Source organism: Mycobacterium sp. IEC1808 (assembly GCF_002101935.1).
In the GTDB taxonomy this organism is placed as follows: domain Bacteria; phylum Actinomycetota; class Actinomycetes; order Mycobacteriales; family Mycobacteriaceae; genus Mycobacterium.
Map to the genome: position 1 here is coordinate 63,048 of NZ_LQPV01000064.1, position 22,976 is coordinate 86,023.

Below are 22,976 nucleotides of genomic sequence, written 5' to 3' on the forward strand. Positions count from 1 at the left end.
CGGTGGTAGCGCGCGTAGCACGGCCTATCCTTTGAGGACCACTGCAAATGCTGGGAGCGCGGGACAGGCGGAGGTCGGATGACGACCGCATCGGCGTGCCGGACATGTGGCACCGAGCGTCTGGCGAACGCGCGGTTTTGCCATAGTTGCGGTTCACCGGTCGGCGAGGCCGAGACCCGCGCCGAGTACAAGCAAGTCACCGTTCTGTTCGCCGACGTGGTCGGATCGATGCAGATCGCAGCGCGCGTGGGCGCCGAGCGTCTGCGAGAGATCATGGCCGAACTCGTTGACCGCTGTGGGGCAGTGGTGCGGCGCTACGGCGGGACCGTGGACAAGTTCACCGGCGACGGCATCATGGCAGTGTTCGGCGCGCCAATTGCGTTGGAAAACCACGCTTTCCGAGCCTGCCTGGCCGGACTGGGGATCCAGGAGGCGGTTGCCGGCCTCGCCGAGGACATCGGCCGCCACGACGGCGTGAACTTGCGGATGCGCGTGGGCCTCAACTCCGGCCAGGTGATCGCGGGTGAGATCGGTGCGGGCGCAATGGGTTACACGGCGATCGGTGAGCAGGTGGGGATGGCCCAGCGGATGGAGTCGGCGGCGCCCCCCGGTGGTGTGATGCTGAGCCTGTCCACTGCCCGGCTGGTTGAGGACGCCGTGGTGCTCGCCGCGCCGGAGATGGTGCGTATCAAGGGCGCCGGCGATCCGGTGGCCGCCTGCCGCTTGGTCGGCGTCCTCGAGCACCGGCACAGCCGGCGAAACGACCCGACGCTGGTAGGGCGAACATGGGAGCTGAGCACCATCGGTGAAATATTCGAGGAGTCCTTCGGCGGCGCGGGACGAGTGATCGGCGTCCTTGGCTCGCCGGGGATGGGCAAGAGCCGCATCGTCGCCGAGTCGGCCGCGTTGGCCGGCAACCTCGGTGCTGAGGTGTTCCTAACCTACTGCGAGCCCCACACCAGCGACGTGCCGTTCCACGCGGTGACAGGCTTGCTGCGAAGTCGCCTGGGAATCAACGACATCGACAGCCCCAAGGCGCGGACGCGTGTGCGTGATTGCATTCCCACCGGCGACGCCGAAGATCTGCTGCTGTTGGACGACCTGCTAGGCATACGGGACCCTGAGGCAACGCTCCCGGACGTCGACCCCGACGCGCGGCGACGACGGCTGACCGCCCTACTCCGCTCGGCATGGCTGGCGCAAACCACGGCGGCGCTGTACGTCGTCGAAGACGCACACTGGATCGACCGCGTCAGCGAGTCGATGTTCGGTGAGTTTCTGAGCGTCGTTCGCCAGACGCCCTCCGCTGTGTTGATCACCTACCGGCCCGAATACATCGGACCGTTGTTCGATGCGCCTGGTGCGCAGACCATTTCACTCGCTCCGCTCAGTGGCGCAGAGACCGGCGCATTGCTGGGTCAGCTGTTGGGGCCGGATCCGTCGGTTACGGCCATCAATGAGCTGATTTCGGAGCGGGCGGGAGGCAACCCTTTCTTCGTCCAGGAGATGGTGCGCGACCTCGCCGAACGCGGTGTGCTCGAGGGCGAGCGCGGCGGCTACCGCAGCACCAGCGACATCGCCGACGTGACGGTTCCGGCGAGCCTGTATGCGACGCTCGCGGCCCGCATCGACCGCCTTGATGCCAGGGCAAAACGAACCCTGAACGCCGCAGCGGTGATCGGATCGCGGCTCGACGCCGACCTGTTGGCCGGCGTTGTGGACGGCCCGCAAGTCGCCCCGCTGATCGAGGCCGACCTCATGGAGCAAGTGGCTTCGGCGCCGCGCATCGAGTACGCGTTTCGCCATCCCCTCGTCCGCGCGGTGGCCTATGAATCGCAGTTGAAGTCCGACCGCGCCGCGCTGCATCGCCGGTTGGCCGCGGCGATGGGAGCACACGATCCGGGATCGGCCGACGAGAACGCCGCGTTGATAGCCGAACATCTGGAGGCCGCCGGCGATTCGCTCGGCGCCTACGCGCAGCACATGCGGGCCGGCGCGTGGTTGATGGCCAGGGATATCGTCGCTGCGCGGCGCAGCTGGGAGCGGGCCCGCGCGGTCGCAGACGCACTGCCTCCGGAGCTCCCAGAGCGCGTCGCGCTGCAGATCCACCCCAGGACAATGCTGTGCTACAGCACGTGGCGGGTGGGCGGTAGCGCCGAGGAGACCGGATTCGCGGAGCTGCGTGAGTTGTGCACCGCATCCGGCAACCGGGTCTCGCTGGTGGCCAGCCTGTCGGGCGTGATGTTGTCGTTGACCTCGGCCAATCGCCATCACGAATCGGCCCGGCTGGCGTCGGAGCAGATCGCCCTGTTCGATTCGGCGGACGACCAGATGAACCACTTCGCGGTGATGTCCGCGGGGATGTTCGCCAAGCTCCATGCGGGCGAAGCGGCCGAGGCGCTGCGCGTAGCGCAGCGAGTGATCGAGCTGGTCGGCGAAGACGGCTCGAAGGGCAACGTATCCGGGCTGGGATCCCCGCTGGCGGTCGCGCTCATCTACCGCGCCCATGCTCGCGCGGCGCTCGGTGAGCGGTCCTGGCGCGCCGACTTCAAACGCGCCATCTCGATACAGCAAGGCCTGCGCGGGCCCTCCGGTCTCGTAATCGTGATCACTTACGGCTACACCGTCGCCGTCACGAACGGCTTGCTGTTGCCGGATGCCGCCGCACTTGCCGAAACGGCCGACGTGCTCGGCAACGCCGAAAGGTCCGGGGAGGACGTTGCCGTCGCGCTCGCGCAGGTAGCCCACGGGCTGCTGTTGACCCACGCGGCGCCGGCGGATGTGCACACCGGGTTGGACGTGCTGCGCGAAGGACGCGAGGCCCAGCTGCGGCAGCGCAACCTGCTCGGTGTGGCGATGGCCGACATTCGCATCGCCGAGTTGAAGGCCGACGCCGGCGAGGTCCACGATGCCATCGCGATTGCCCGCGCGACGGTGAACGAGCTGACCGAATCCGGAGAGATGCTGGTGCGCGGCGCCGCCAGTGCCGCGCTCGTTTCCGCTTTGTTGTTGCGCGGCAACGACACCGACGTGGACGAGGCGCAGACGGTGATCGACCGGCTGGCGGCCACGCCGGTCGAGCCGGGATTCGTCGTCAACGAACTCACTTTGCTGCGCATGCGGGCGCTGGTTGCGCGCGCCCGCGGCCATGACGGGGCATATCGTGAGTCCGTGGGTCGCTACCGCGATCTGGCGACGACGTTGGGCTTCGACGGGCACATCGCGACGGCCGACGCTATGAGTGCACCGGCGTAGCCTGCCTGTATGCGAAGGACTTTCGTCGTCACGTTGGCATTCGGGGTAATCGTCGCGCTGTTCGGTCTGATCTGGGCGCTGCAGGGTTTTGGCGTGCTCCTCGGTAGCCCGATGAGCAACACGACGACCTGGTCGATCATCGGGCCCATCACGGTGCTGGTCGGCCTCGCGATCGTGGTGTTCAGCTGGCGGAAGCTTTCGGCAAAGTAGTTCACGCCAGCACGACGGTGAAGTCGACCGTGTGCCAGCCGGTGGCGCCGTCCGGGACGCTACCGACCCGATCGGCCGTTTGGGTGGCCCCGGTGTTGTCGGTGGCACGCACGGAGATGGTGTGCTTCCCAGGGCTTTTCGCCTGCCACGGAAAGCGCCACAACCGCCACGTGTCGTTGGAATAACTGGCGCCCTGCTCGGCGGCCTGCCAGACCCCGTCGTCGATGAGGACCTCGACCGCCCGCACGCCGCGATTCTGTGCCCACGCGACACCGCCGAAGACCACGGGGCCCACGGGCACCTGCTGACCATCCTTCGGCACATCGATCCGCGACTCGGTCTTGATGGGCGCGCGCGGCGCCCAGCCCTGCCGCGTCCAGTACGCCTTCGCTCTGTCGAAGCGGGTCAGCTCCACGTCGACGACCCATTTGGTCGCCGACACGTAGCCGTAGAGCCCGGGTACCACCAGCCGGGCCGGGTAGCCGTGCTCGATCGGGAGCGGCTGACCGTTCAGGCCCACCGCCAGCAGCGCCGCGCGGCCATCGGTGAGCGCCTGAACGGGCGTGCCCGCGGTGAACCCGTCGATCGACGTCGAGAGCACCATGTCGGCGTCCGCGTGCACCCCGGCCGCGGCGAGCAGATCGGCCACCCGGTAGCCGGCCCAGACGCCGGTCGAAATCAGGTTTCCGCCAACCGGATTCGATACGCAGGTCAGCGTCGTCACCGTTTCGACGACGTCGAAGCGGGCCAGGTCGTCGAAGCTGTAGGTGGTTTCGCGGTTCACCATGCCGTGAACGCGCAGCCGCCAGTCGCCGTGGCTGAGCTGGGGTACGGTCAGTGCGGTGTCCACGCGGTAGAAGTCGGCGCTGGGCGTGATAAAGCTCGGCAGCGCAACGCCGTTCGGTTGCACGTCGGTGGGTATCGGTGGCGCCGGTGTGCGCGGGCGGGGAAGCGCAAAGCCGGTGCGGTCGGCGGCCACCGAATGCGCCAACCGCGTGATGACCGCACCCGCCACGCCGCTCACCACTCCGAATCCGAGCAGCCCCAGCATGAGCAGCCTGCGCCTGCCCGCGTCCGGGTCGTCGGTGGCCCCGTCGTCGGACCCCGACCGGATCCGACGGGTCAGCAAACGAAGGGTCGCGACGCCGCAGGCGGCGCCGACCAGCGTCGGGATCGTGTCGACGGCCGTCGCGCCCGGGCGTGACAACACCGCGAGGCATCCAAGGACGCCCGCCGCTGCGATCGTGACGCTCCCGACGGGCCAGCGGGCAGTCTCGAAGCTCCCCGCGATGGCGGCGATCGTGGCGATCGCCATGAGCACGACGACGGCGACAAAGGGCTTGTCCAGGGAGCCGAGGGTCTGAATCGCCCATTCTTTGACGGGCCCCGGTGTCATGTCCACGGCCACCGCGCCGATCGCGGCACGCGCGTCGGCCTGCGCGCCGAATGGGATGCCCACCAGCTGGGCCACCCCGAGCGAGACGGACGCGGCGGCGACGCCCGCGATCATCCGCTCATTCGACGGGGCGACGGCCATCGAGCCACTCTACCCGCGTTCGCCGCCCAATCCGGAGGGCGGCAAAGACCTTGCCGTGCAGGAAAACCGGTGACCCGCCGGACGGCTAGTCTAGAAGCAGCCGAGATACCCGCTCGGGCTTGCAGATATGAAAAAAGTGATTTAGCCTCCGACACCCTGGCCATCCGCATATCTTGGGCTTTTGTAGGCCCGGGGGACGCATGGGAGCGTAAGACTTGACCGCGATCCGCCGAACGATCCGTTCGTCGATTCCGGTTGTCTTGGCGACTGCGGAGCGCGCAGCGCTGCGGGCTCCGGATGTCTTCGGGCGCTTGGCGTTTGGCGACGCGGCATGACGCGCGCGACGGCGACCGAACAGCTCGACAGCGAAAACCCGTGGCCGGGGCTCGAGTCGTTCGAGGAATACGGGAGTGCGTTCTTCCACGGGCGTGGCCACGAATCGACGACGCTGCTGAGCTGCGTTCTCGACGCTCCGATCACCCTGTTGTACGGGCGGTCCGGCGTCGGCAAGACGTCGTTGCTGCGCGCGGGGCTGTTCCCGTTGCTGCGCGACAACGGCTTTCTGCCGGTCTATGTGCGCCTTGACGTTGCGCCGGGCGCCGCACCGCTGACTCGTCAATTGCGGCAATCGCTGTTCGACTCGATTCGGGCCGAGGTGCCCGATCCGGTGCTGCCTGCGGAGGATGAATCTCTTTCGGAATATCTGCGTCGCGACGACTTCGAGCTCCGAAGCGAGCGGGGCGAGCTACTGACGCCGGTGATCGTTGTCGACCAGTTCGAGGAACTCGTTATGCCCGCTCAGCGGGTTGCCGATCTCGTTCGGGAATTCAGGGATGAGCTCGGTGAGCTGGCCGAACGGAAGGGCAGCTACAAGTTACTGCTCTGCCTGCGGGAGGAATCTGTCCCGGATCTCGACGACTGGCGCCAGCTCATCCCGTCGCTCGGGCAGTCGCGGATGCGCCTGTTGCCGATGGGGACGAGCGAGGCAGTCGACGCGGTGTACAAACCAGCCGAAGAGTTGATGCCCCGTCCGCTTGCGCGCCGGGTGGTGGGGATCGTCGCCGGCGAGGACCTGCACCGCGCCCGCGGCGTCCCGTTTGCCGATGTCGATCGTCCCACTGACGAATTCGACGCCCTGGAGGTCGAACCCGCGCTGCTCAGCTTGTTCTGCCGCGAGCTCAACGAGGAGCGGAAGCGGCGTGGGCAGAGCCACTTCGACGACCGGCTGGTCCAGGACGCCAGACGAGACATCCTGTCGAACTACTACCTGTCGTGCGTGCGCGACCTTCCCCCGCGCGTCGCGCAGTTCATCGAGTCCGAGCTCATTACCGAGAAGGGATTCCGCGACAGCTATGTCCGCGAGGAAGCGGTGCCTTCGCGGCTGACCGAGGACGAACTGTCCCGGCTGATCGGGTCGCGGCTGCTACGGCTGCAGGAACACTACGGCGCGCAGCGCATCGAACTCACGCACGATGTGCTCACCGACGCGGTCCGCGAACACCGAGACCGGCGACGCACGGGAAAGACCAAGGCCGCCTTGGCATCCCGTGCCGACGGCCCGCAAGTTGGACTCGAAGCCGCCCAGCGGCGCGCGGCTGCCCTACGGAAACGGCTACAGATCCTCGCTGCCGCGCTGGCGGTCACCGCCGTCGTCGCCCTCGTCGCCGTGATGCTCGGTGTGCAGGCCGTCCAAGCGCGACACGAGGCGCAGAGCCAGCTGCACCAGAAGCTGCTCACCCAGCGGCAGATCCTGATCGCCGAGGCGCAGGACATGCTGGCCGGCACCCAGCCCGGCGGGGACGCGCGCGCCTTCCAGCAGATCCTCGCCGCGCGCGCCCTGCTCACTCCCGCCGACGACGGCCCGCTCTACACCGCGGTGGCCCAACGAGCCAGCACCCTCAAAATCATCACCGGGCACACCGGCGCGGTGAACGGTGTGGCGTTCAGCTCCGACGGGCGCCGGCTTGCCAGCGTCGGCCTCGACAAGACAGTGCGGGTGTGGAACGCCGAGACCGGTCAACAGGTCGGCGCGGCGATGACCGGTCATCAGGACAACGTGATCGGCGTGGCGTTCAGCCCGGACGGGCGCCGAGTGGCTTCCGCGAGCATGGACAAGACGGTCCGAATCTGGGACGCCGAGACGGGCCAACCGGTCGGCGCGCCGCTGCGCGGTCACACCGGTTCGGCGCTCGGGGTGGCGTTCAGCCCGGACGGGAACTGGCTGGCCTCCGCGAGCAGCGATCGCACCGTGCAGCTGTGGGATGTCCGGGCCGGCTACACGCCCGGTCCCCGGCTCGTCGGCCACACGGGTTCGGTGGTCGGCGTGGCGTACAGCCCCGATGGGCAGCGGCTGGCGACCGCGAGCGACGACCAGACCGTGCGCCTGTGGGACGCCCGGACCGGCCAACCGATCGGCGCCCCCCTCGTCGGGCACATCGGCCCGGTGCTCAGCGTCGCGTTCAGCCCCGACGGGCACCGGCTGGCTTCCGCGAGCATGGATACGACGGTCCGGATCTGGGACGCCGACACCGGTCAACCGGTCGGCGCGCCCCTCACCGGTCACACCGGGCCGGTGCAGGGCGTGGCGTTCGACCCCGCGGGACACCGGCTGGCCAGCGCGAGCGCCGACCAGACCGTGCGGCTATGGGACGCCGACGCCGGCCATGACCGCGGCCCGTTGCTCGTCGGCCACAGCGGCATCGTGAACGGCGTGATGTTCAGCCCCGACGGGCGCCGGCTGGCCACCGCAAGCAGCGACGCCACGGTCCGGCTGTGGGACGCCGGCCAGCCGTTCGGCTCACCGCTGGTCGGCCACACCAGCAAAGTGAACAGTGTGGCGTTCAGCCCCGACGGACACCGCCTGGCCTCGGCCAGCGACGACCAGACGGTGCGGCTGTGGGACGCCGGGACCGGCCAACCGGTCGGCGCGCCGCTGCGCGGCCACACCGGCAACGTGAACAGCGTGGCGTTCAGCCCCGACGGGCGGCGCGTCGCCTCGGCGGGCGACGACCAGACGGTGCGGCTGTGGGACGCCGGGACCGGCCAACCGGTGGGCGCGCCGCTGCGCGGCCACACCGGCCCCGTGCTCAGCGTGGCGTTCAGCCCCGACGGCCGCCAGTTGGCGTCGGCCGGCGACGACCAGACGGTGCGGCTGTGGGACGCCGCCACCGGTAAGTCGATCGCCCTCACCGGCCACACCCGCAGGGTGGACAGCGTGGTGTTCAGCCCCGACGGACGCCGGCTGGCCTCGGCCAGTGTCGACCAGACGGTGCGGCTCTGGGATGCGGGCACCGGCCAATCGCTCGCCGTCCTCGCCGACCACGCCGGCCCGGTGTTCAGCGTGGCGTTCAGCCCGGACGGTCGCCGGCTGGCCACCGCGAGCGGCGACCAGACCGTGCGGCTTTGGGACGCGGGAACCGGACAACCGGTCGGCGACCCCTTGAGAGGAACCGGCGACACCGTGAACGCCGTGGCCTTCAGTCCCAACGGACGGCGGCTGGCCACCGCGGAAAGCGAAGGCACGCTGCAACTTTGGGATGCCACCACCGGCCAGCCGTTCGGGGCCTACCTCGAGGGCCACACCGGCCCGGTGCTCAGCGTGGCGTACAGCCCCGACGGGCAACGGCTGGCCTCCGCGGGCGCCGACACCACGGTGCGGCTATGGCCGGCGGATGCGTCGCCGGAGATGCTGTGCGCCAAGCTGACTTCGAACATGAGCCGCCAGCAGTGGCGCGACTGGGTGTCGCCCGACATGGGCTACGTCAAGCTGTGCCCGGGACTGCCGATCGCCGGTAGCGGCTAGCTCGGCACCGGATGCCGGACGAACGTCCGCGGCTGGGTGAACGCCCGGATCCCGTCGACGCCGAGTTCCCGGCCGAGCCCCGACTGGCCGCAGCCGCCGAACGGCAGGCGCGGGTCTTGGGCGGCCAGGCCATGGCAGTTGACGCTGACCGTGCCCGCGACCAGCCGGCCCGTGATCCGGTCGGCCAGCGCGTCGTCCCCGGTCCACACCGAGGCGGTGAGGCCGAATTCTGTTGCGTTGGCCGCGGTTACGGCGTCGTCGATGTCGTCGTAGCCGAAGATCGGCAGCACCGGACCGAACTGCTCCTCGGTGGCCAGCCGCGAATCGGCGGCGAGGTCGGTGACGACGGTCGGCAGCGCAAAGTAGCCACCGGAGTCGGCGTCTGCGTCGCGGATCCGCCCCGCGGTGCGCACCGACGCGCCCTGGGCCTCGGCGTCGCCGACAAGGGCGGCAACCCTGTCGCGCCCGGCGGCGGTGTGCAGCGGACCGAGCGTGGTCTCGTCGGCGAGGCCGTCGCCGATTACCTCGCGCTCGCAGCGAGCGAGCACCGCCTCGGCCAGTTCGCCGACCTTTCCGGCGGGCGCGTACAGCCGCTTGATCGCCATGCAGACCTGGCCGCCGGTGGTATAGGTAGCCGTCACCAGCCGCTCCACCAGCTCGTCGGTGACCTCGATGTCCGGGGCGATGATCGCGGCGTCGTTGCCGCCGAGCTCGAGCAGCACCGGGGTGAGGCGCGCCGCGGCGGCGGCCATGACGGCGCGCCCGGTGGCGACGCCGCCGGTCAGCGAGATCAGGTCGATGCCCGGGTGGGTGACCAGCGCCTGGGCCAGCTCGCTGCCCGGTCCGGAAAGGACGTTCACCACGCCCGGCGGCAGCGCCGCGGCTACCGCCCCGGCCAGCTGCAGCGCCGCGAGCGGACAGCTCGGCGGCACCTTGACGACGGCGGTGTTGCCCGCCGTCAGCGCCGACGCGAGCTTCGTCATCGTCAGCGCCAGCGGCCAGTTGAACGGCAGCACCAGCGCGGCCACGCCGAACGGCTCCCGGTGCAGCCGTGGATAAACGGAGCCGGGGTCGACCTGCTCTTGGGCCAGCGCCGCCTCGGCCATCGAGCCGATCAGCGCGGCGAGGCCCGGACCGGTGCTGATCTCGAAGTTCGCCTCGGTGAGCACCTTGCCGTGCTCGCGGGTGTAGAGCCGCGCGCCGTCGCGGGCGGCCAGCTGTTCGGCGGCCGTGGCCGCGGCGACCGAAATGGCGGCGACCCGCTCCGCGACCCCGAGCTTCCGCCATTCCGGGGCCGCCCGCCTTGCCGCGGACACCGCGGCGTCCAGTTGGGCGCGGTCGGCGGCGGGTGCGTGGCCGACGATCTCGGCCGGGCGGGCCGGGTTGTGCACCGGGTAGGTTCCCGCGGCGCCTTCCTGCGGCTGGCCGCCGATGGTCAGGACCGAATCGGTCGCCGGCGCTTTGTGGACCGTAGTTGTCATCGCCCGTCTCCCTTGACCCGGTGCGGTTGTCCAGCCATGGTAAATCGCTATGACGCCGATCACATTTTTGGTCCGATGAAAGCCGTCGTGCTGCGGGAGGTCGGGCAGCCCACGGCGGTGGAGGAGCTCGCGCTGCGGCCGCTGGCCGGCCACGAGGTCCGGGTGCGGCTGCACGCCAGCGGGGTATGCCACAGCGATCTGTCGTTGCGCGACGGGGCTATACCGACGCTGCTGCCGTCGACGCTCGGGCACGAGGGCGCGGGGATCGTCGCCGAGGTGGGCGCCGACGTCACCACCGTCAGCCCGGGGGACCACGTGGTGCTGACGTGGAACGTGCCGTGCCGTTCTTGCCCGCATTGCCTGCGCGGCGAGGCTCAGCTGTGTGTGCACGGCTACGACCACGCCTACGGCGGCCCGTACGCCGAGGGCGCCGGCGCGCCGGTGTGGCCGGGAATGGGCGTCGGGTCGCTGGCTGAGGAGACGCTGTTGCCGGCCGCGGCGGTGGTGCGGGTCGACGAGTCGCTGCCGCTCGACCTCGCGGCGCTGCTGGGTTGCGGGGTCACCACCGGGGTCGGCGCGGTGATGCGCACCGCGGCCGTGCGCCCGGGGGAGAGCGTGCTCGTGATCGGTTGCGGCGGTGTGGGTTTGGCCGCCATCCAGGGTGCGCGGCTGGCTGGCGCGGCGCCGATCATCGCCGCCGATCGAGCCGTGGGCCAGCTTCCGGCCGCGTTGGCCAACGGGGCGACCGACACCATCGACGCCAGCGAGGCCGACGTCGTCGCCGCGGTGCGCGACCTCACCGGCGGCCTCGGGGTCGACCACGGGATCGAGGTGGTGGGCAAGCCCGCCACCATGCGCCTGGCCTACGAGGCCACCCGCCGCGGCGGCAAGGTGACTCTGGTGGGTGCCGCCGGGATCGCCGAGGAGGTGACGTTTCCCGCGCTGTCGTTGATGGCCGACGGCAAGGCGATCCAGGGCAGCGTCTACGGCGCCAGCGACCCGGCGCGCGACATCCCGGTGCTGGCCGCGCTGGCCCAACGCGGCAACCTCGACCTCGAAGCGTTGGTGACGCGGCGGATCGGCATCGATGACGTGGAGGCGGCGTTCACCGACATGTCCGCGGGGCGCGGCGCGCGCAGCGTGGTGTGCTTCGCGTAATCCTCAGGGCGACAGTGTGATTGCCTGCTCCGGGCAGTTCTGCTCACCCGTTTTGGCCTGCGCCTCGAGTTCGCCCGAGACCTCCTCGACGAGCACCACGCAGTGCCCCACGTCGTCGGCGTCGAAGACGTCGGGCGCCAACGTGTAGCAGCGGCCGTGTCCCGTGCAGCGGTCCGGGTCGACGGCAATGCGGGTCATGACGCCGGGAACACCAGCGGCAGCGACTCCACCGACCGCAGCGCGGCGGTATAGGTCAGCTGCGTGCCGGGCTTGACCTCGTAATTCGGGATGCGGCGGTGGAATTCGCGCAGCGCCACCCGCAGCTCCATGCGGGCGAGGTGGGAACCCAGGCAGCGGTGCGGGCCGCCGCCAAAGGCGCGGTGCCGGTTCGGATTGCGCGTGAAGTCCACCACCTCCGGATCGGGGAATTCGGCGGGGTCGGTGTTGGCCGCGCCGAGCAGCGGGCTGATCCGTTCGCCCTTGCTGATCGGGCATCCGCCCACCTCGGTGTCCTGGACGCAGACGCGGGCCACGCCCGGCACGGGCGTCTCCCAGCGCAACAGCTCCTCGATGGCGCTCGGCAGTATCTCGGGCTGCTCGACGAGTTGGCGACGGTGCTCGGGGTGGCGGGCCAGGAACACGAAAAAGCAGTCCAGAGAGTCGGTTACGGTGTCGAGCCCGGCGATCAGGAACAGGATGCAGATGTCCAGCAGCTCCTCGCGCGTCAGCGGTTTGCCTTCCACGTTCGCCGCGATCATGGCGGACAGCACGTCGTCGCGCGGATTGGCGATGTGGTCGTCGATGGCACGGTCGAAGTACTCGTAGATCTGTTGCGCCGTCGGAGCACCGGACTCGTGGCGGCGGTCGTAGCCGGAGTCACCCGGCGGGCGGATGATGCCGTCCTTCCACTGAAGGAACTGGTCGAGGTCCTCCAGCGGCAGGCCGAGCAATTGCAGGAAAACGGTGCAGGGGAGGGGGACGGCGAACTCTTCGTGGAAGTCGCATTCGCCGCGACCGGCAAAGCGGTCGATCATCTCGTTGACGAGCTCGCTGACGCGGGGTTCGCGCCGGGCCATCTCCCGCGGAGTGAACAGCGGGTCGAGGACGCGGCGGTATTTCGCGTGATCGGGCGGGTCGATTTGTAGCGGGATCATCGGTCGGACGTTGCCGAGGTCGACGGCGTCCATGTTCGACGAGAACAACTCGGTGTGCTTGAGGGCCATCTCGATGTCGGCCAGACGACTGAGCACCCACGCCGTCGGCGAGCGGAACACCGGGGTGGTTTCACGCAACGCCTTGTACATCGGCTGCGGGTCAGCGAGTCCCGCGAACGCCTGATCGACATACCCTTCGGTTTCTGTCATGAGGTTCAATGTGACACCAACTTCGCTATTTAGGCAATGATTAGGTAATTGCTGAGATGCCCGAATGCCGCTGGTCAGCAGATTCTCCAGCGAGTACCGTGGACCGTCGCGGACGAGTTGGCCGGGCGGCCGCGGCTCGCATGTCGAGTCGAGGAAAGTCCGGACTTCACAGAGCAGGGTGATTGCTAACGGCAATCCGAGGTGACTCGCGGGAAAGTGCCACAGAAAACAAACCGCCACCCTCGCGGTGGTAAGGGTGAAACGGTGCGGTAAGAGCGCACCAGCATTCCGGGTGACCGGAGTGGCTAGGCAAACCCCACCCGAAGCAAGGCCAAGAAGGCCGCATCGAAAGGTGCGGCCGCGCAGGCGTTTGAGGGTTGCTCGCCCGAGCCTGCGGGTAGGCCGCTCGAGGCACCCGGCGACGGTGTGTCCAGATGGATGGTCGCCGCCCCGCCGCCGTTGCTTATGCCGCGGCGGCGGGGAACAGAATCCGGCTTACAGGCCAACTCGTCCGCCCCGCTTCGGCGGTTAGCGCACCGCCTTGGCGAGTTTGCGCAGCGCGTCGTCGAGTTGCTGACGGCACCGCTCGGCGAGGTCGGCCTCCTGCTGGTACAGCAGCCCATAGGTGAAGGTGTCCTCGCCGGCTGTGTGCGCGGCCTCGGCCTGATGACCCAGGTGCTCGCGGCTGACAACGCTGTCCTGGTGCTCTCCCAGCAGCGTCTGGATGACCTTCGCCTGCTCGGACACCTGCGTGGCGCCGGTGGCCGCGGCGGTGTAGCGAAGCCGCTTGGCGCGCTTGCGAATTCGATGTAGCGCCAGGTCTCGTTCGTGCTCGTCGCCGGATTCCACTTGGGCGGCGGCCTTCGCCGCCTTGCGGACTTTGCGGTAAGCCGCATCGAGGGTCACCGGCGCAGCCTCTTCGCCCGGAACCGCCGCGGGAGCTTCGGCCACCCAGGCTTCGAGGGCGTCGAGCAGGCGGAAGTATCGCTGCGAGCGCATCGCGATCAGCGACCGCCGCAGCCCGGTCTGGTAGCGGCGGCGGGCCCCGTCGACGAGGCGTTCGCGGATGCGTCCGCGCACCAGCTCGGGTGGCAGCTTGTCCAAGGCCTGCTGGTAGCGCTCGGCCAGCACCTCGGCGTCGCGGGCCGCGCCCAGCACGTTGCCCAGCTCGCGGAGTTCGTCGAGGATCCACGCGTTCTCGGACAACCCGAACGAGTCACCGGAGTCGGCCAGCAGGCTGCGGATCTTGCGGATGGTCACCCGCATCTGGTGCACCGCGTCGTAGGCGTCGGCGCGCACCGCCCGATCCCACACCAGCAGCTCGCCGACCTGCTCGGCCACCGCCCGGTGCACCGGGTCTGCCGGCTCGACCGCGCCGTCGGGACGCGCCGGCGTGCCGAGCACGCGGGCCAGCTTGGAGGCGTGGCCGGCGGGCGCGGCACCGGCGTCCAGCAGCCGGTTGCTCAACCGGCTCAGCAGCTCGGCGTCGGCCGCGCCGTTGCCCTCGGCGAGCTCGAGTTCCCACTCGCGCCACTCCTGTTCGGCGGGCTGGGCGTCGGAGTCGCCGGCCGCCCACGCGGTGACGTGGTCGTTGCTGAACTCGGCCAGCGCCGCCCCGTCCGCGCCGTAGAGCACCTGGGTTTCGCGCTCGGTGCTGATCCGGGCGACGGGTGCGAGTGGGCGCTCCCGGACGATGGCCAGCACCACATCGCGCAACTCGCCCGGCACGGTGTCGGGATCCGACGCATCCAGCGGTGCGCGAACCTCGGTGCGCGCCTCCGGGCCGGACGGCAACTTGAGGTGCCAGCCCGCGTCGTGACCGCCGGTGCGGCGGCGCAGGGTGATCTTGTTGCGCGCCAGGTCCTGCCCCGGCGTGTCGAAGTACGTCGCGTCCAGCGATTCGACCGGCGACTTGTCGACGTGAGCGATCGCGGCGATGCCTTCGAACGACGGCGACACCGTGGACTCCACGACGTCGAACTTGCGCTCCACCTCCAGATGACGGGAGGTTTTCGGCGCTTTCACAGGCATTCTCGGCTCCATTGAGGCGGCGTGATGGGCAACCCATAGGGTGCCATATCGCGGTGCTACTGGTTGAGATGCATCGCCCCGCCGGTCAGCTGACGAAACGTTTGGATTTCGCTTTCCTGGAACGGCCGCCCGTCGGGTTGCAACAGGTCGTGGAACCACACGTCGGGAATCGAGGCGTACGGGTGATCCCACGAGTCCCACGGGAAGTACGTCTGGGTCTTGCCCGCGACGAGCCCCCAATTGATCGCACCGACCTTGCGGCGCTTGGCAATTGGCAGGATGTCCGCGACGGTGCTGCCCAACGGCCGGGCCAGGTACTCGGTGCAGACGATCGGCCGGTCCTGCGAGGCGAGCTCGTCGATGCGGTTCTCGAAGCCGGCCGGCTCGCCGTAGGAGTGGAAAGTCAGGAAGTCGGAGTTGCCCAGCTGAATGGCGGCGATCGCGCTGGTGCTTCCGGCGTCGGGCCATTCGCCCTGCCACACCGCGCTCGTCAACGGCTGGACGGGATCGACCGAACGGGCCCACGCGAACACCTGCGGCAGCAGGTCCGCGACGAGTTGCTCCTTGTCCGGCCGCTCGACCGACGCGTAGTGGTGCGAGGGATTGTCGGGCTCGTTCCATAGGTCCCAACCCAAAACCCGGTCATCGTTGCGGAATTGGGTCAGCACCCCCGTCACGTAGGCCCGCATGGTGTCGAGGTAGCCGCGGTCGCCGAGGCGTTCGGCGCCCGGGCCCTGCACCCAGCCCGAGTTGTGCACCCCTGGCGTCGGGGACCGCTGCGGCCCGACCTTGGGGAAGGGGTCCCAGCACGAGTCGAACAAGACGAACAGCGGCTTGATGCCGCGGTCGGCGGCGATGGCGACGAACTGGGCGAGGCGAGCCTGGAAGCCGCGCTGATCCTGGGTCCACAGCTGGTCGTGCAGGAACACCCGCACGGCGTTGAATCCGGCGGAGCGGGCCCAGCCCAGCTCGACGTGGATGCGCAGCGGGTCGAAGGTGTCGGGCTGGAACATCTCCAGCTGGTTGATCGCGTTCGACGTGACGTAGTTGGCGCCGACCAGCCAGCCCTGCGCCCGGTACCAGCGGTCGGCGCGCTCGGTCGACCATCGGCTCGATTCCGGTGGGCCGGGGGGCGGTTGCGCGGCGGCGCGGGGCACTCGCGTCAGGGCCGCGCCACCCGCCAGTAGCAGCGGCAACGCCAGGACCGTTCGGCGGTGCACGAGGCCACCACGATTACTGCCGACGATTTCTTCAACCCCGCTCACGAGCCCCGGTCGCCCATAGCAGCAACCCTACCAGCGGTGTCACACAAGAGGTTTCAGCAATCCCCGGCATGACCGGGGCCGCCGCTTCAAGCGGGGGAAAGGGCGGCTTGAGCGCCTTTCGGCTAAGCGGCCGTCAGAAGCAGTGCTCCTCGGCGGGGAAGGAGCCCGCGGCCACCTCTTGCGCGTATTGCGTTGCGGCCTTTCGCAATTCGGCCCCGACATCGGCGAACCGCTTGACGAACCGCGGCGGCTTGCCGCCGCTCAGGCCGGCCATGTCCTGCCAAACCAGGACCTGGGCGTCGCAGGTGGGACCGGCCCCGATCCCGATGGTCGGGATGGTGAGCTTGCCGGTGATCTGGGTGGCCAGCTCGGCGGGCACCATCTCCATCACGACGGAGAACGCACCGGCCTCGGCGACGGCGATCGCGTCGTGCACGGTTTGCTCCGCGGCGTCACCGCGGCCCTGCACCTTGAAGCCGCCGAGGCTGTTCACGCTTTGCGGCGTGAAGCCGATGTGGGCCATCACCGGGATGCCCGCCGCGGTCAGGCAGGCGATCTGGTCGGCCACCCGCTCACCGCCCTCGAGCTTGACGGCGTGCGCGCCGCCCTCCTTCATGAACCGGGTCGCGGCGGCCAGCGCGGCGGCCGGGCCGGCCTCGTAGCTGCCGAACGGCAAGTCGGCGACGACCATCGCCTGCTGGGCGCCGCGCGCGACGCCGCGCACCAGCGGGATCAGTTCGTCGATCGAGACCGGAACCGTGGTGTCGTAGCCGTACACCACGTTGGCGGCCGAATCACCGACCAGCAGCACCGGGATGCCGGCGTCGTCGAAGATCCGGGCGGTCGAGTAGTCGTAGGCCGTGAGCATGGCCCACTTGTGGCCTTCGGCCTTCATTTTCTGCAGGTGGTGGGTGCGAATCCGCGTCGGCGGCTTGGCTTGCGCAGGCGGATTGGCACCATAAGGGTTTTGCTCAGACATCATTGTCCCTGGTAGTGGTCGGATCGATCCTCGTGGCCATTGCGGTCCCCGGGTTCGCTGACTCCCGCCATTCTGCCATCTCGGGTGCGCGGTTGCACCGCCCGTGTGGTGTGAGTCATACCATTCTTCGCATGCAGCGTCTCAGCGGCCTCGACGCCAGTTTCCTGTACCTCGAGACTGCCGCACAGCCCATGCATGTTTGCTCGATCATCGAGGTGGACACGTCGACGATGCCGGGCGGCTACACCTTCGACCGGCTGCGCGACGCGCTGACGCTGCGCCTGAAGGCGATGCCGCAGTTCCGCGAAAAGCTTGCCGACAGCGCGCTGAACCTCGATCACCCGGTGTGGGTGGAGGACGAGAGCTTCGACGTGGACCGCCACCTGCACCGCATCGGGTTGCCGCCGCCGGGCGGCCGCAGCGAGTTGTCGGAAATCTGCGGGCACATCGCGTCGCTGCCGCTGGACCGGAGCCGGCCGCTGTGGGAGATGTGGGTCATCGAAGGCGTGGCGGGCGCCGATTCCGATCGGCTGGCGGTGATGACCAAGGTGCACCACTGCGGGGTGGACGGGGTGACGGGCGCGAATCTGATGTCGCAGCTGTGCGCCACCGAGGCCGACGCGCCCGCACCCGATCCGGTGGACGGCGTCGGAGGCGGCAGCGGATGGCAAATTGCCGCGGGCGGGTTGGTCCGGTTCGCCAGCCGGCCGCTGCGGCTGGCCAACGTGGTGCCCCAGACCGTGTCCTCGGTGGTCGCGACGGTGCGCAAGGCCGTCGAGGGCCAGGCGATGGCGCGTCCGTTCGCCGCGCCGCGGACCGCGTTCAACGCCTCCATCACCGGCCGCCGCAACATCGCGTACGCGCAGCTGGACCTCGAGGACGTCAAGACCGTCAAGAACCACTTCGGCGTCAAGGTCAACGACGTGGTGATGGCCCTGGTGTCCGGGGTGTTGCGCCAGTACCTGGCCGAGCGCGACGCGTTGCCCGACACGTCGCTGGTGGCCTCCGTTCCGGTGTCGGTGCACGGAAAGTCGGATCGCCCGGGCCGCAACCAGGTTTCGGCCATGTTCTCCAGCCTGCACACCGAGATCGCCGATCCGGTCGAGCGCCTCAAGGCCATCGCCGAGGCGAATTCGCTTGCCAAGGAACACAGTTCGGCCATCGGCGCCTCACTGCTGCAGGACTGGACGCAGTTCGCCGCGCCGGCGGTCTTCGGCGTCGCGATGCGGCTGTACGCCCGGACCCGACTGACCGAGACCATGCCGGTGCACAACCTGGTGGTCTCCAACGTCCCGGGCCCGCAGGAGCCGCTGTACTTCCTGGGCTGCGAGGTCAAGGCGATGTATCCGCTGGGCCCGATCTTCCACGGCTCGGGCCTCAACATCACCGTGATGTCGCTGAACGGGACGTTGGACGTCGGGCTGATCTCGTGCCCGGAATTGCTGCCGGACCTGTGGGAGATGGCCGACGACTTCGCGGTGGCGATGGAAGAACTGCTCGCGGCCGTCGGCTAGTTCGCCGCTGGAGGCGCTCATCAGAATCTCAGGTTGGCTCTGGCAGCATATGTGGGCATGGGGTTGTCTCGCCGCGACAAGGTCGCGCGCACGCTGCTGATCTGGATGGCGCTCGCCGCCGTGGCGATGCTGCTCGGCGGCTGTCTCCGCGTCGTCGGCGGGCGCGCCGTCATGGCGGGGCCCAAGCTGGGCCAGGCGATCGAATGGACGCCGTGCCGCTCGTCCAACCCCAAGGCCAAGATCCCCAGCGGCGCGATGTGCGGCCGGCTGGCGGTGCCCGTTGACTACGACCACCTCGACGGCGACGTGGCGACGCTGGCGATGGTTCGGTTTCCGGCGACCGGGGACAAGATCGGCTCGCTGGTGATCAATCCCGGCGGCCCCGGTGAGTCCGGCATCGACGCCGCGTTGAGCGTCGTGCAGACGTTGCCCAAGCGCATCCGCGAACGCTTCGACCTGGTCGGCTTCGACCCGCGCGGGGTCGGCTCGTCGCGGCCGGCGATCTGGTGCAATTCCGACGCCGACAACGACCGGCTGCGCACCGAGCCGAACGTCGACTACAGCCCGGCCGGCGTGGCCCACATGGAGGACGAGACCAAGCAGTTCGTCGGCCGCTGCATCGACAAGATGGGCAAGGACTTCCTGGCGAACGTGGGGACGGTCAACGTCGCCCGCGACTTGGACGCCATCCGCGCGGCGCTGGGCGACGACAAGCTGACCTACCTCGGCTACTCCTACGGCACCCGGATCGGCTCGGCCTACGCGGAGGCCTATCCCACCAAGGTGCGCGCGATGATCCTCGACGGCGCCGTCGATCCGAACGCCGACCAGATCGAGGCGGATCTGCGTCAGGCCAAGGGATTTCAGGACGCGTTCAACGACTTCGCCGCCGACTGCGCCAAGCAGCCGACCTGCCCGCTGGGCACCGACCCGGCCAAGGCGGTCACCGTGTATCACAGCCTGGTCGACCCGATGGTGGACCCGAACAACGAGATGGTCGGCCGGCCGATACCCACCAAGGACCCGCGCGGGTTGAGTTATGCCGACGCCATCGTGGGGACCATCATGGCGCTGTACTCGCCGTCGCTGTGGCACCACCTGACCGACGGCCTGTCCGAGCTGGCCGACCACCGCGGCGACACCATGCTGGCGTTGGCCGACATGTACATGCGCCGCGACCCGCACGGCCACTACACCAACGCCACCGACGCCCGGGTCGCGATCAATTGCGTTGACCAGCCGGCGATTACGGACCGCGCCAAGGTGATCGACGAGGACCGCCGGTCACGCGAGATCGCCCCGTTCATGAGCTACGGGCAGTTCACCGGCGACGCGCCGCTGGGCACCTGCGCGTTCTGGCCGGTGCCGCCGACGAGCAAGCCGCACGCCATCACGGCGCCCGGCCTGGCGCCGACGGTGGTGGTGTCGACCACGCACGACCCGGCGACCCCCTACAAGGCCGGCGTCGATTTGGCACAGGAGCTGCGCGGCTCGCTGCTGACCTTCGACGGCACCCAACACACGGTGGTCTTCCAGGGCGACAGCTGCATCGACGACTACGTGACGGAGTACCTGATCGGCGGCGACACGCCGCCGAGCGGCGCCAAGTGCTAGAGGTATTGCGGCGCCGAGACTGCGCTCAGCGCTAAAAATCCGGCGTTTTCTGGCGCTGAGCGCAGTCTCAAGGGACTGGTCGCGACGCCCGCACTGGGGCTTGATTGTGAGCTGGCGGTTTTCGGTGGGCGCCTAGGGCGGGGTTTCGCCGATTTTCCCGCCCTGGGCTCACATGGAACGCCCACGATTCACACCCAACGCCCGACGACGCGACCAGGTGACGACGCGCCGAGGCGAGATCAAGCCGTGACCATTTCGCGTTCGGACGGGTATTCGATGCTGCAAATATTGACAGCCATGTCGCGCCTGAGACCGTTGAGCTCGGCGCTGCTGTCGTTCGGGATTTTGGTTGCGGGACAACCGGTGCTGCCACTGCCGGTGGCCGGCGCGACCCCGGAACCGGGTGCGGGCCAGACCCCGACCCCGGCTCCGCCGGCCGCTGCGGCGCGCCCGCAGAACTGGGGCAGCTGCAGCCAATTCCTGACCGACACCAGCGACGTCCCCACCGCCCAGTGCACCACCGTGTCGGTGCCCGTCGACTACGCCAATCCGGGCGGCGCGCAGGCCAAGCTGGCGGTGATCCGGGTGCCCGCGACGGGACGACGGATGGGATCGCTGTTGATCAACCCGGGCGGGCCGGGCGCGTCCGCGGTCGACATGGTCGCCGGCATGGCATCGGACCTGGAGAACAGCGATATCACCCGCAACTTCGACCTGGTGGGATTCGACCCTCGAGGGGTGGGCCACTCGACCCCGCCGTTGCGCTGCCGCAGCGATGCCGACTTCGACGCGTTCCGCCGCGAACCGATGGTCGATTACAGCCCGGCCGGCGTGGCGCACATCGAGCAGATCAACCAGCACCTGGCCCAGCAATGCGCCAGCCGGATGGGCAACGCGTTCCTGGCCAACGCCGGCACCGCATCCGTCGCGCGCGACATGGACACGGTCCGCCAGGCGCTGGGCGACGAACAGATCAACTACCTCGGCTACAGCTACGGCACCGAGCTGGGCACCGCATACCTCGAGGCGTTCGGCGATCACGTGCGGGCGATGGTGCTCGACGGCGCCATCGACCCGACCGTGGACCCGGTCACCGAGAACATCAACCAAATGGCCGGATTCCAAACGGCTTTCAACGACTACGCCACCGACTGCGCCCGCTCGGCCGGATGCCCGCTGGGCACCGATCCGGCTCAATTCGTCAACCGCTACCACGCCCTGGTCGACCCGCTGGTCGCCAAGCCGGGCCGGACGTCGGACCCGCGCGGGTTGAGCTACGCCGACGCGACCACCGGCACCATCAACGCGCTTTACACTCCGGCGCACTGGAAGTACCTGACCAGTGGCCTGCTCGGGCTGCAGCGTGGCACCGACGCCGGCGACCTGCTGATGCTGGCCGACGATTACGAGGGCCGCGACAAGGCCGGGCACTACAGCAACGACCAGGACGCGTTCAACGCCGTGCGTTGCGTCGACGCGCCGACACCGACGGATGCGGCGACCTGGGTCGCCGCCGATCAGAAGATGCGCCAGGTCGCCCCGTTCCTGAGCTACGGGCAGTTCACCGGAAACGCGCCGCGCGACCTGTGCGCGCTGTGGCCGGTGCCCGCCACCTCGAGGCCGCACGCCGCGGCGCCCGTCGCGCCCGGCAAGGCCGTCGTCGTCTCCACGACGCACGACCCGGCCACGCCGTACCAGGCCGGCGTCAACCTGGCCCGGCAACTCGGCGCGCCGCTGATCAGCTACGACGGCACCCAGCACACCGCCGTGTTCAACGGCGACCAGTGCGTGGACACCGCGGTGGTGCGTTACTTCGTGGCGGGCGCGCTGCCGCCCGCGTCGCTGCGGTGCCGGTCCTGACCTAAAGCGCGCCCTTGCCCTCGGGCATCCTGCTACGTTGCATGAACCTGACGGGTGGAGGACCGCCGGGCTAGTGACAACCGGGGCTAGCTGGTAGGTGGACCGACATGTCGTTTCTCATCGCGGCGCCGGAGCTGATGGCGGCGGCCGCGTCGGATCTGGCCGGTATCGGGTCGACGCTCGGCGCGGCCCGCGCGGCGGCGGTCTCGACGACGGGGGTGCTGGCCGCGGGGGAAGACGAGGTGTCCGCGGCCATCGCGGCGCTGTTCTCCGCCCACGGCCAGCAGTTCCAGGGACTCGGCGCGCAGGCGGCCGCGTTTCATGACCAGTTCGTGCAGGCCCTGCGTGCGGCGGCCGGGGGGTATACGGCGGCCGAAGCGGCGAATTCTTCTCCGCTGCAAACCGTTTGGCAAGACGTGCGAGGGGCGATCAACGCTCCCACGCAGTTGCTGTTGGGGGCCCCGCTGATCGGCAAGGGCACCGACGGTGCGCCGGGGACCGGGCAGGCCGGCGGGCCGGGCGGACTGTTGTGGGGCGACGGCGGCAATGGCGGGTCCGGGCTGCCGGGCCAACCCGGCGGCGCGGGAGGTAACGCCGGACTGTTCGGCAACGGCGGCCACGGCGGCGCCGGCGGGGTCGGCACATCAAGCAGCATCGGCGGCGTCGGCGGGGCGGGCGGCACCGGCGGCGTGCTCTTCGGCAATGGCGGTGTTGGCGGCAGCGGGGGCGCTGGCGCCACGGGAGGTGTCGGCGGAACTGGCGGGCCCGGCGGGGCGGGCATCGGCCTGCTGAGCCTGGGCGGGGCCGGCGGAACGGGCGGTGTCGGCGGCGCGGGTCTGGCCGGCACCGACAGCCATATCAACGGCGGAGACGGCGGGGCCGGCGGTACGGGTGGTGTGGGAGGGG

The 22,976-nt window shown here is 69.5% G+C and carries 15 protein-coding genes and 1 other RNA gene; 9 read left to right on the plus strand and 7 right to left on the minus strand.

Annotated features, from left to right (window positions below):
* Window positions 1-78 precede the first annotated feature (78 nt).
* Together AWB92_RS24955 and AWB92_RS24960 are read left to right on the plus strand one after the other, a co-directional pair.
* Window positions 79-3,255 carry an adenylate/guanylate cyclase domain-containing protein gene (locus AWB92_RS24955; protein ID WP_085190447.1) on the plus strand — a complete coding sequence of 1,059 codons (3,177 nt, stop codon included), beginning with the start codon at window positions 79-81 and terminating at the stop codon, window positions 3,253-3,255.
* Window positions 3,256-3,264: 9 nt separating this feature from the next.
* The gene (locus AWB92_RS24960; RefSeq protein WP_068101948.1) at window positions 3,265-3,465 is read left to right on the plus strand and encodes a hypothetical protein; all 201 of its coding nucleotides are present in this window, start codon (window positions 3,265-3,267) and stop codon (window positions 3,463-3,465) included.
* Between the two features lies 1 nt (window position 3,466).
* On the opposite strand, the gene AWB92_RS24965 is transcribed toward AWB92_RS24960, so the two are convergent.
* Window positions 3,467-5,002: a molybdopterin-dependent oxidoreductase gene (locus tag AWB92_RS24965; protein ID WP_085190449.1), complete on the minus strand. Its 1,536-nt coding sequence runs from the start codon at window positions 5,000-5,002 to the stop codon at window positions 3,467-3,469.
* Between the two features lie 331 nt (window positions 5,003-5,333).
* On the opposite strand from AWB92_RS24965, the gene AWB92_RS24970 reads away from it, so the two are divergent.
* Window positions 5,334-8,804, plus strand: a complete 3,471-nt coding sequence (locus tag AWB92_RS24970; protein WP_085190451.1) for an AAA family ATPase — start codon at window positions 5,334-5,336, stop codon at window positions 8,802-8,804.
* Here AWB92_RS24970 and AWB92_RS24975 read toward each other — a convergent pair.
* Window positions 8,801-10,285 carry an aldehyde dehydrogenase family protein gene (locus AWB92_RS24975; protein WP_085190453.1) on the minus strand — a complete coding sequence of 495 codons (1,485 nt, stop codon included), beginning with the start codon at window positions 10,283-10,285 and terminating at the stop codon, window positions 8,801-8,803. The two genes, AWB92_RS24970 and AWB92_RS24975, sit on opposite strands and share 4 nt — an antisense overlap.
* Window positions 10,286-10,360: 75 nt before the next feature.
* Here AWB92_RS24975 and AWB92_RS24980 point away from each other — a divergent pair, with 75 nt between their 5' ends.
* Window positions 10,361-11,443: a Zn-dependent alcohol dehydrogenase gene (locus AWB92_RS24980; RefSeq protein ID WP_085190480.1), complete on the plus strand. Its 1,083-nt coding sequence runs from the start codon at window positions 10,361-10,363 to the stop codon at window positions 11,441-11,443.
* Between the two features lie 3 nt (window positions 11,444-11,446).
* Here the strand turns inward: AWB92_RS24980 and AWB92_RS24985 are convergent, their stop codons facing one another.
* Both AWB92_RS24985 and AWB92_RS24990 read right to left on the minus strand, forming a co-directional pair.
* Entirely contained in the window at window positions 11,447-11,641 is a 195-nt protein-coding gene (locus tag AWB92_RS24985; RefSeq protein ID WP_068181767.1) for a ferredoxin, read from the minus strand.
* Complete coding sequence (locus AWB92_RS24990; RefSeq protein WP_085190455.1) at window positions 11,638-12,807, minus strand: cytochrome P450; 1,170 nt, start codon at window positions 12,805-12,807, stop codon at window positions 11,638-11,640. Before AWB92_RS24990 ends, AWB92_RS24985 begins: the two co-directional genes overlap by 4 nt.
* Before the next feature lie 113 nt (window positions 12,808-12,920).
* Here AWB92_RS24990 and rnpB point away from each other — a divergent pair.
* Window positions 12,921-13,321: RNase P RNA component class A (gene rnpB, locus AWB92_RS24995), an RNA gene on the plus strand.
* Between the two features lie 14 nt (window positions 13,322-13,335).
* On the opposite strand, the gene AWB92_RS25000 is transcribed toward rnpB, so the two are convergent.
* The 3 genes from AWB92_RS25000 to panB all read right to left on the minus strand — a co-directional run bounded on the left by AWB92_RS25000 (window position 13,336) and on the right by panB (window position 17,082).
* Window positions 13,336-14,838, minus strand: coding sequence for a CYTH and CHAD domain-containing protein (locus tag AWB92_RS25000; protein ID WP_085190457.1), 1,503 nt, complete (start codon window positions 14,836-14,838; stop codon window positions 13,336-13,338).
* A 56-nt stretch (window positions 14,839-14,894) separates the two neighbouring features.
* Window positions 14,895-16,058, minus strand: a complete 1,164-nt coding sequence (locus AWB92_RS25005) for a cellulase family glycosylhydrolase (protein WP_085190458.1) — start codon at window positions 16,056-16,058, stop codon at window positions 14,895-14,897.
* A gap of 178 nt (window positions 16,059-16,236) precedes the next feature.
* Window positions 16,237-17,082, minus strand: coding sequence for a 3-methyl-2-oxobutanoate hydroxymethyltransferase (panB, locus tag AWB92_RS25010; protein WP_085190482.1), 846 nt, complete (start codon window positions 17,080-17,082; stop codon window positions 16,237-16,239).
* A gap of 131 nt (window positions 17,083-17,213) precedes the next feature.
* Between panB and AWB92_RS25015 the strand changes: the two genes are divergently transcribed.
* The 4 genes from AWB92_RS25015 to AWB92_RS25030 form a co-directional block, all read left to right on the plus strand.
* Window positions 17,214-18,596: a wax ester/triacylglycerol synthase family O-acyltransferase gene (locus AWB92_RS25015; protein ID WP_085190460.1), complete on the plus strand. Its 1,383-nt coding sequence runs from the start codon at window positions 17,214-17,216 to the stop codon at window positions 18,594-18,596.
* Between the two features lie 51 nt (window positions 18,597-18,647).
* Entirely contained in the window at window positions 18,648-20,210 is a 1,563-nt protein-coding gene (locus AWB92_RS25020) for an alpha/beta hydrolase (protein WP_142282305.1), read from the plus strand.
* A gap of 288 nt (window positions 20,211-20,498) precedes the next feature.
* Window positions 20,499-22,070: an alpha/beta hydrolase gene (locus tag AWB92_RS25025; protein ID WP_142282306.1), complete on the plus strand. Its 1,572-nt coding sequence runs from the start codon at window positions 20,499-20,501 to the stop codon at window positions 22,068-22,070.
* Window positions 22,071-22,177: 107 nt separating this feature from the next.
* On the plus strand, window positions 22,178-22,976 hold a 799-nt coding region (locus AWB92_RS25030), incomplete at its 3' end, for a PE family protein (RefSeq protein ID WP_142282303.1).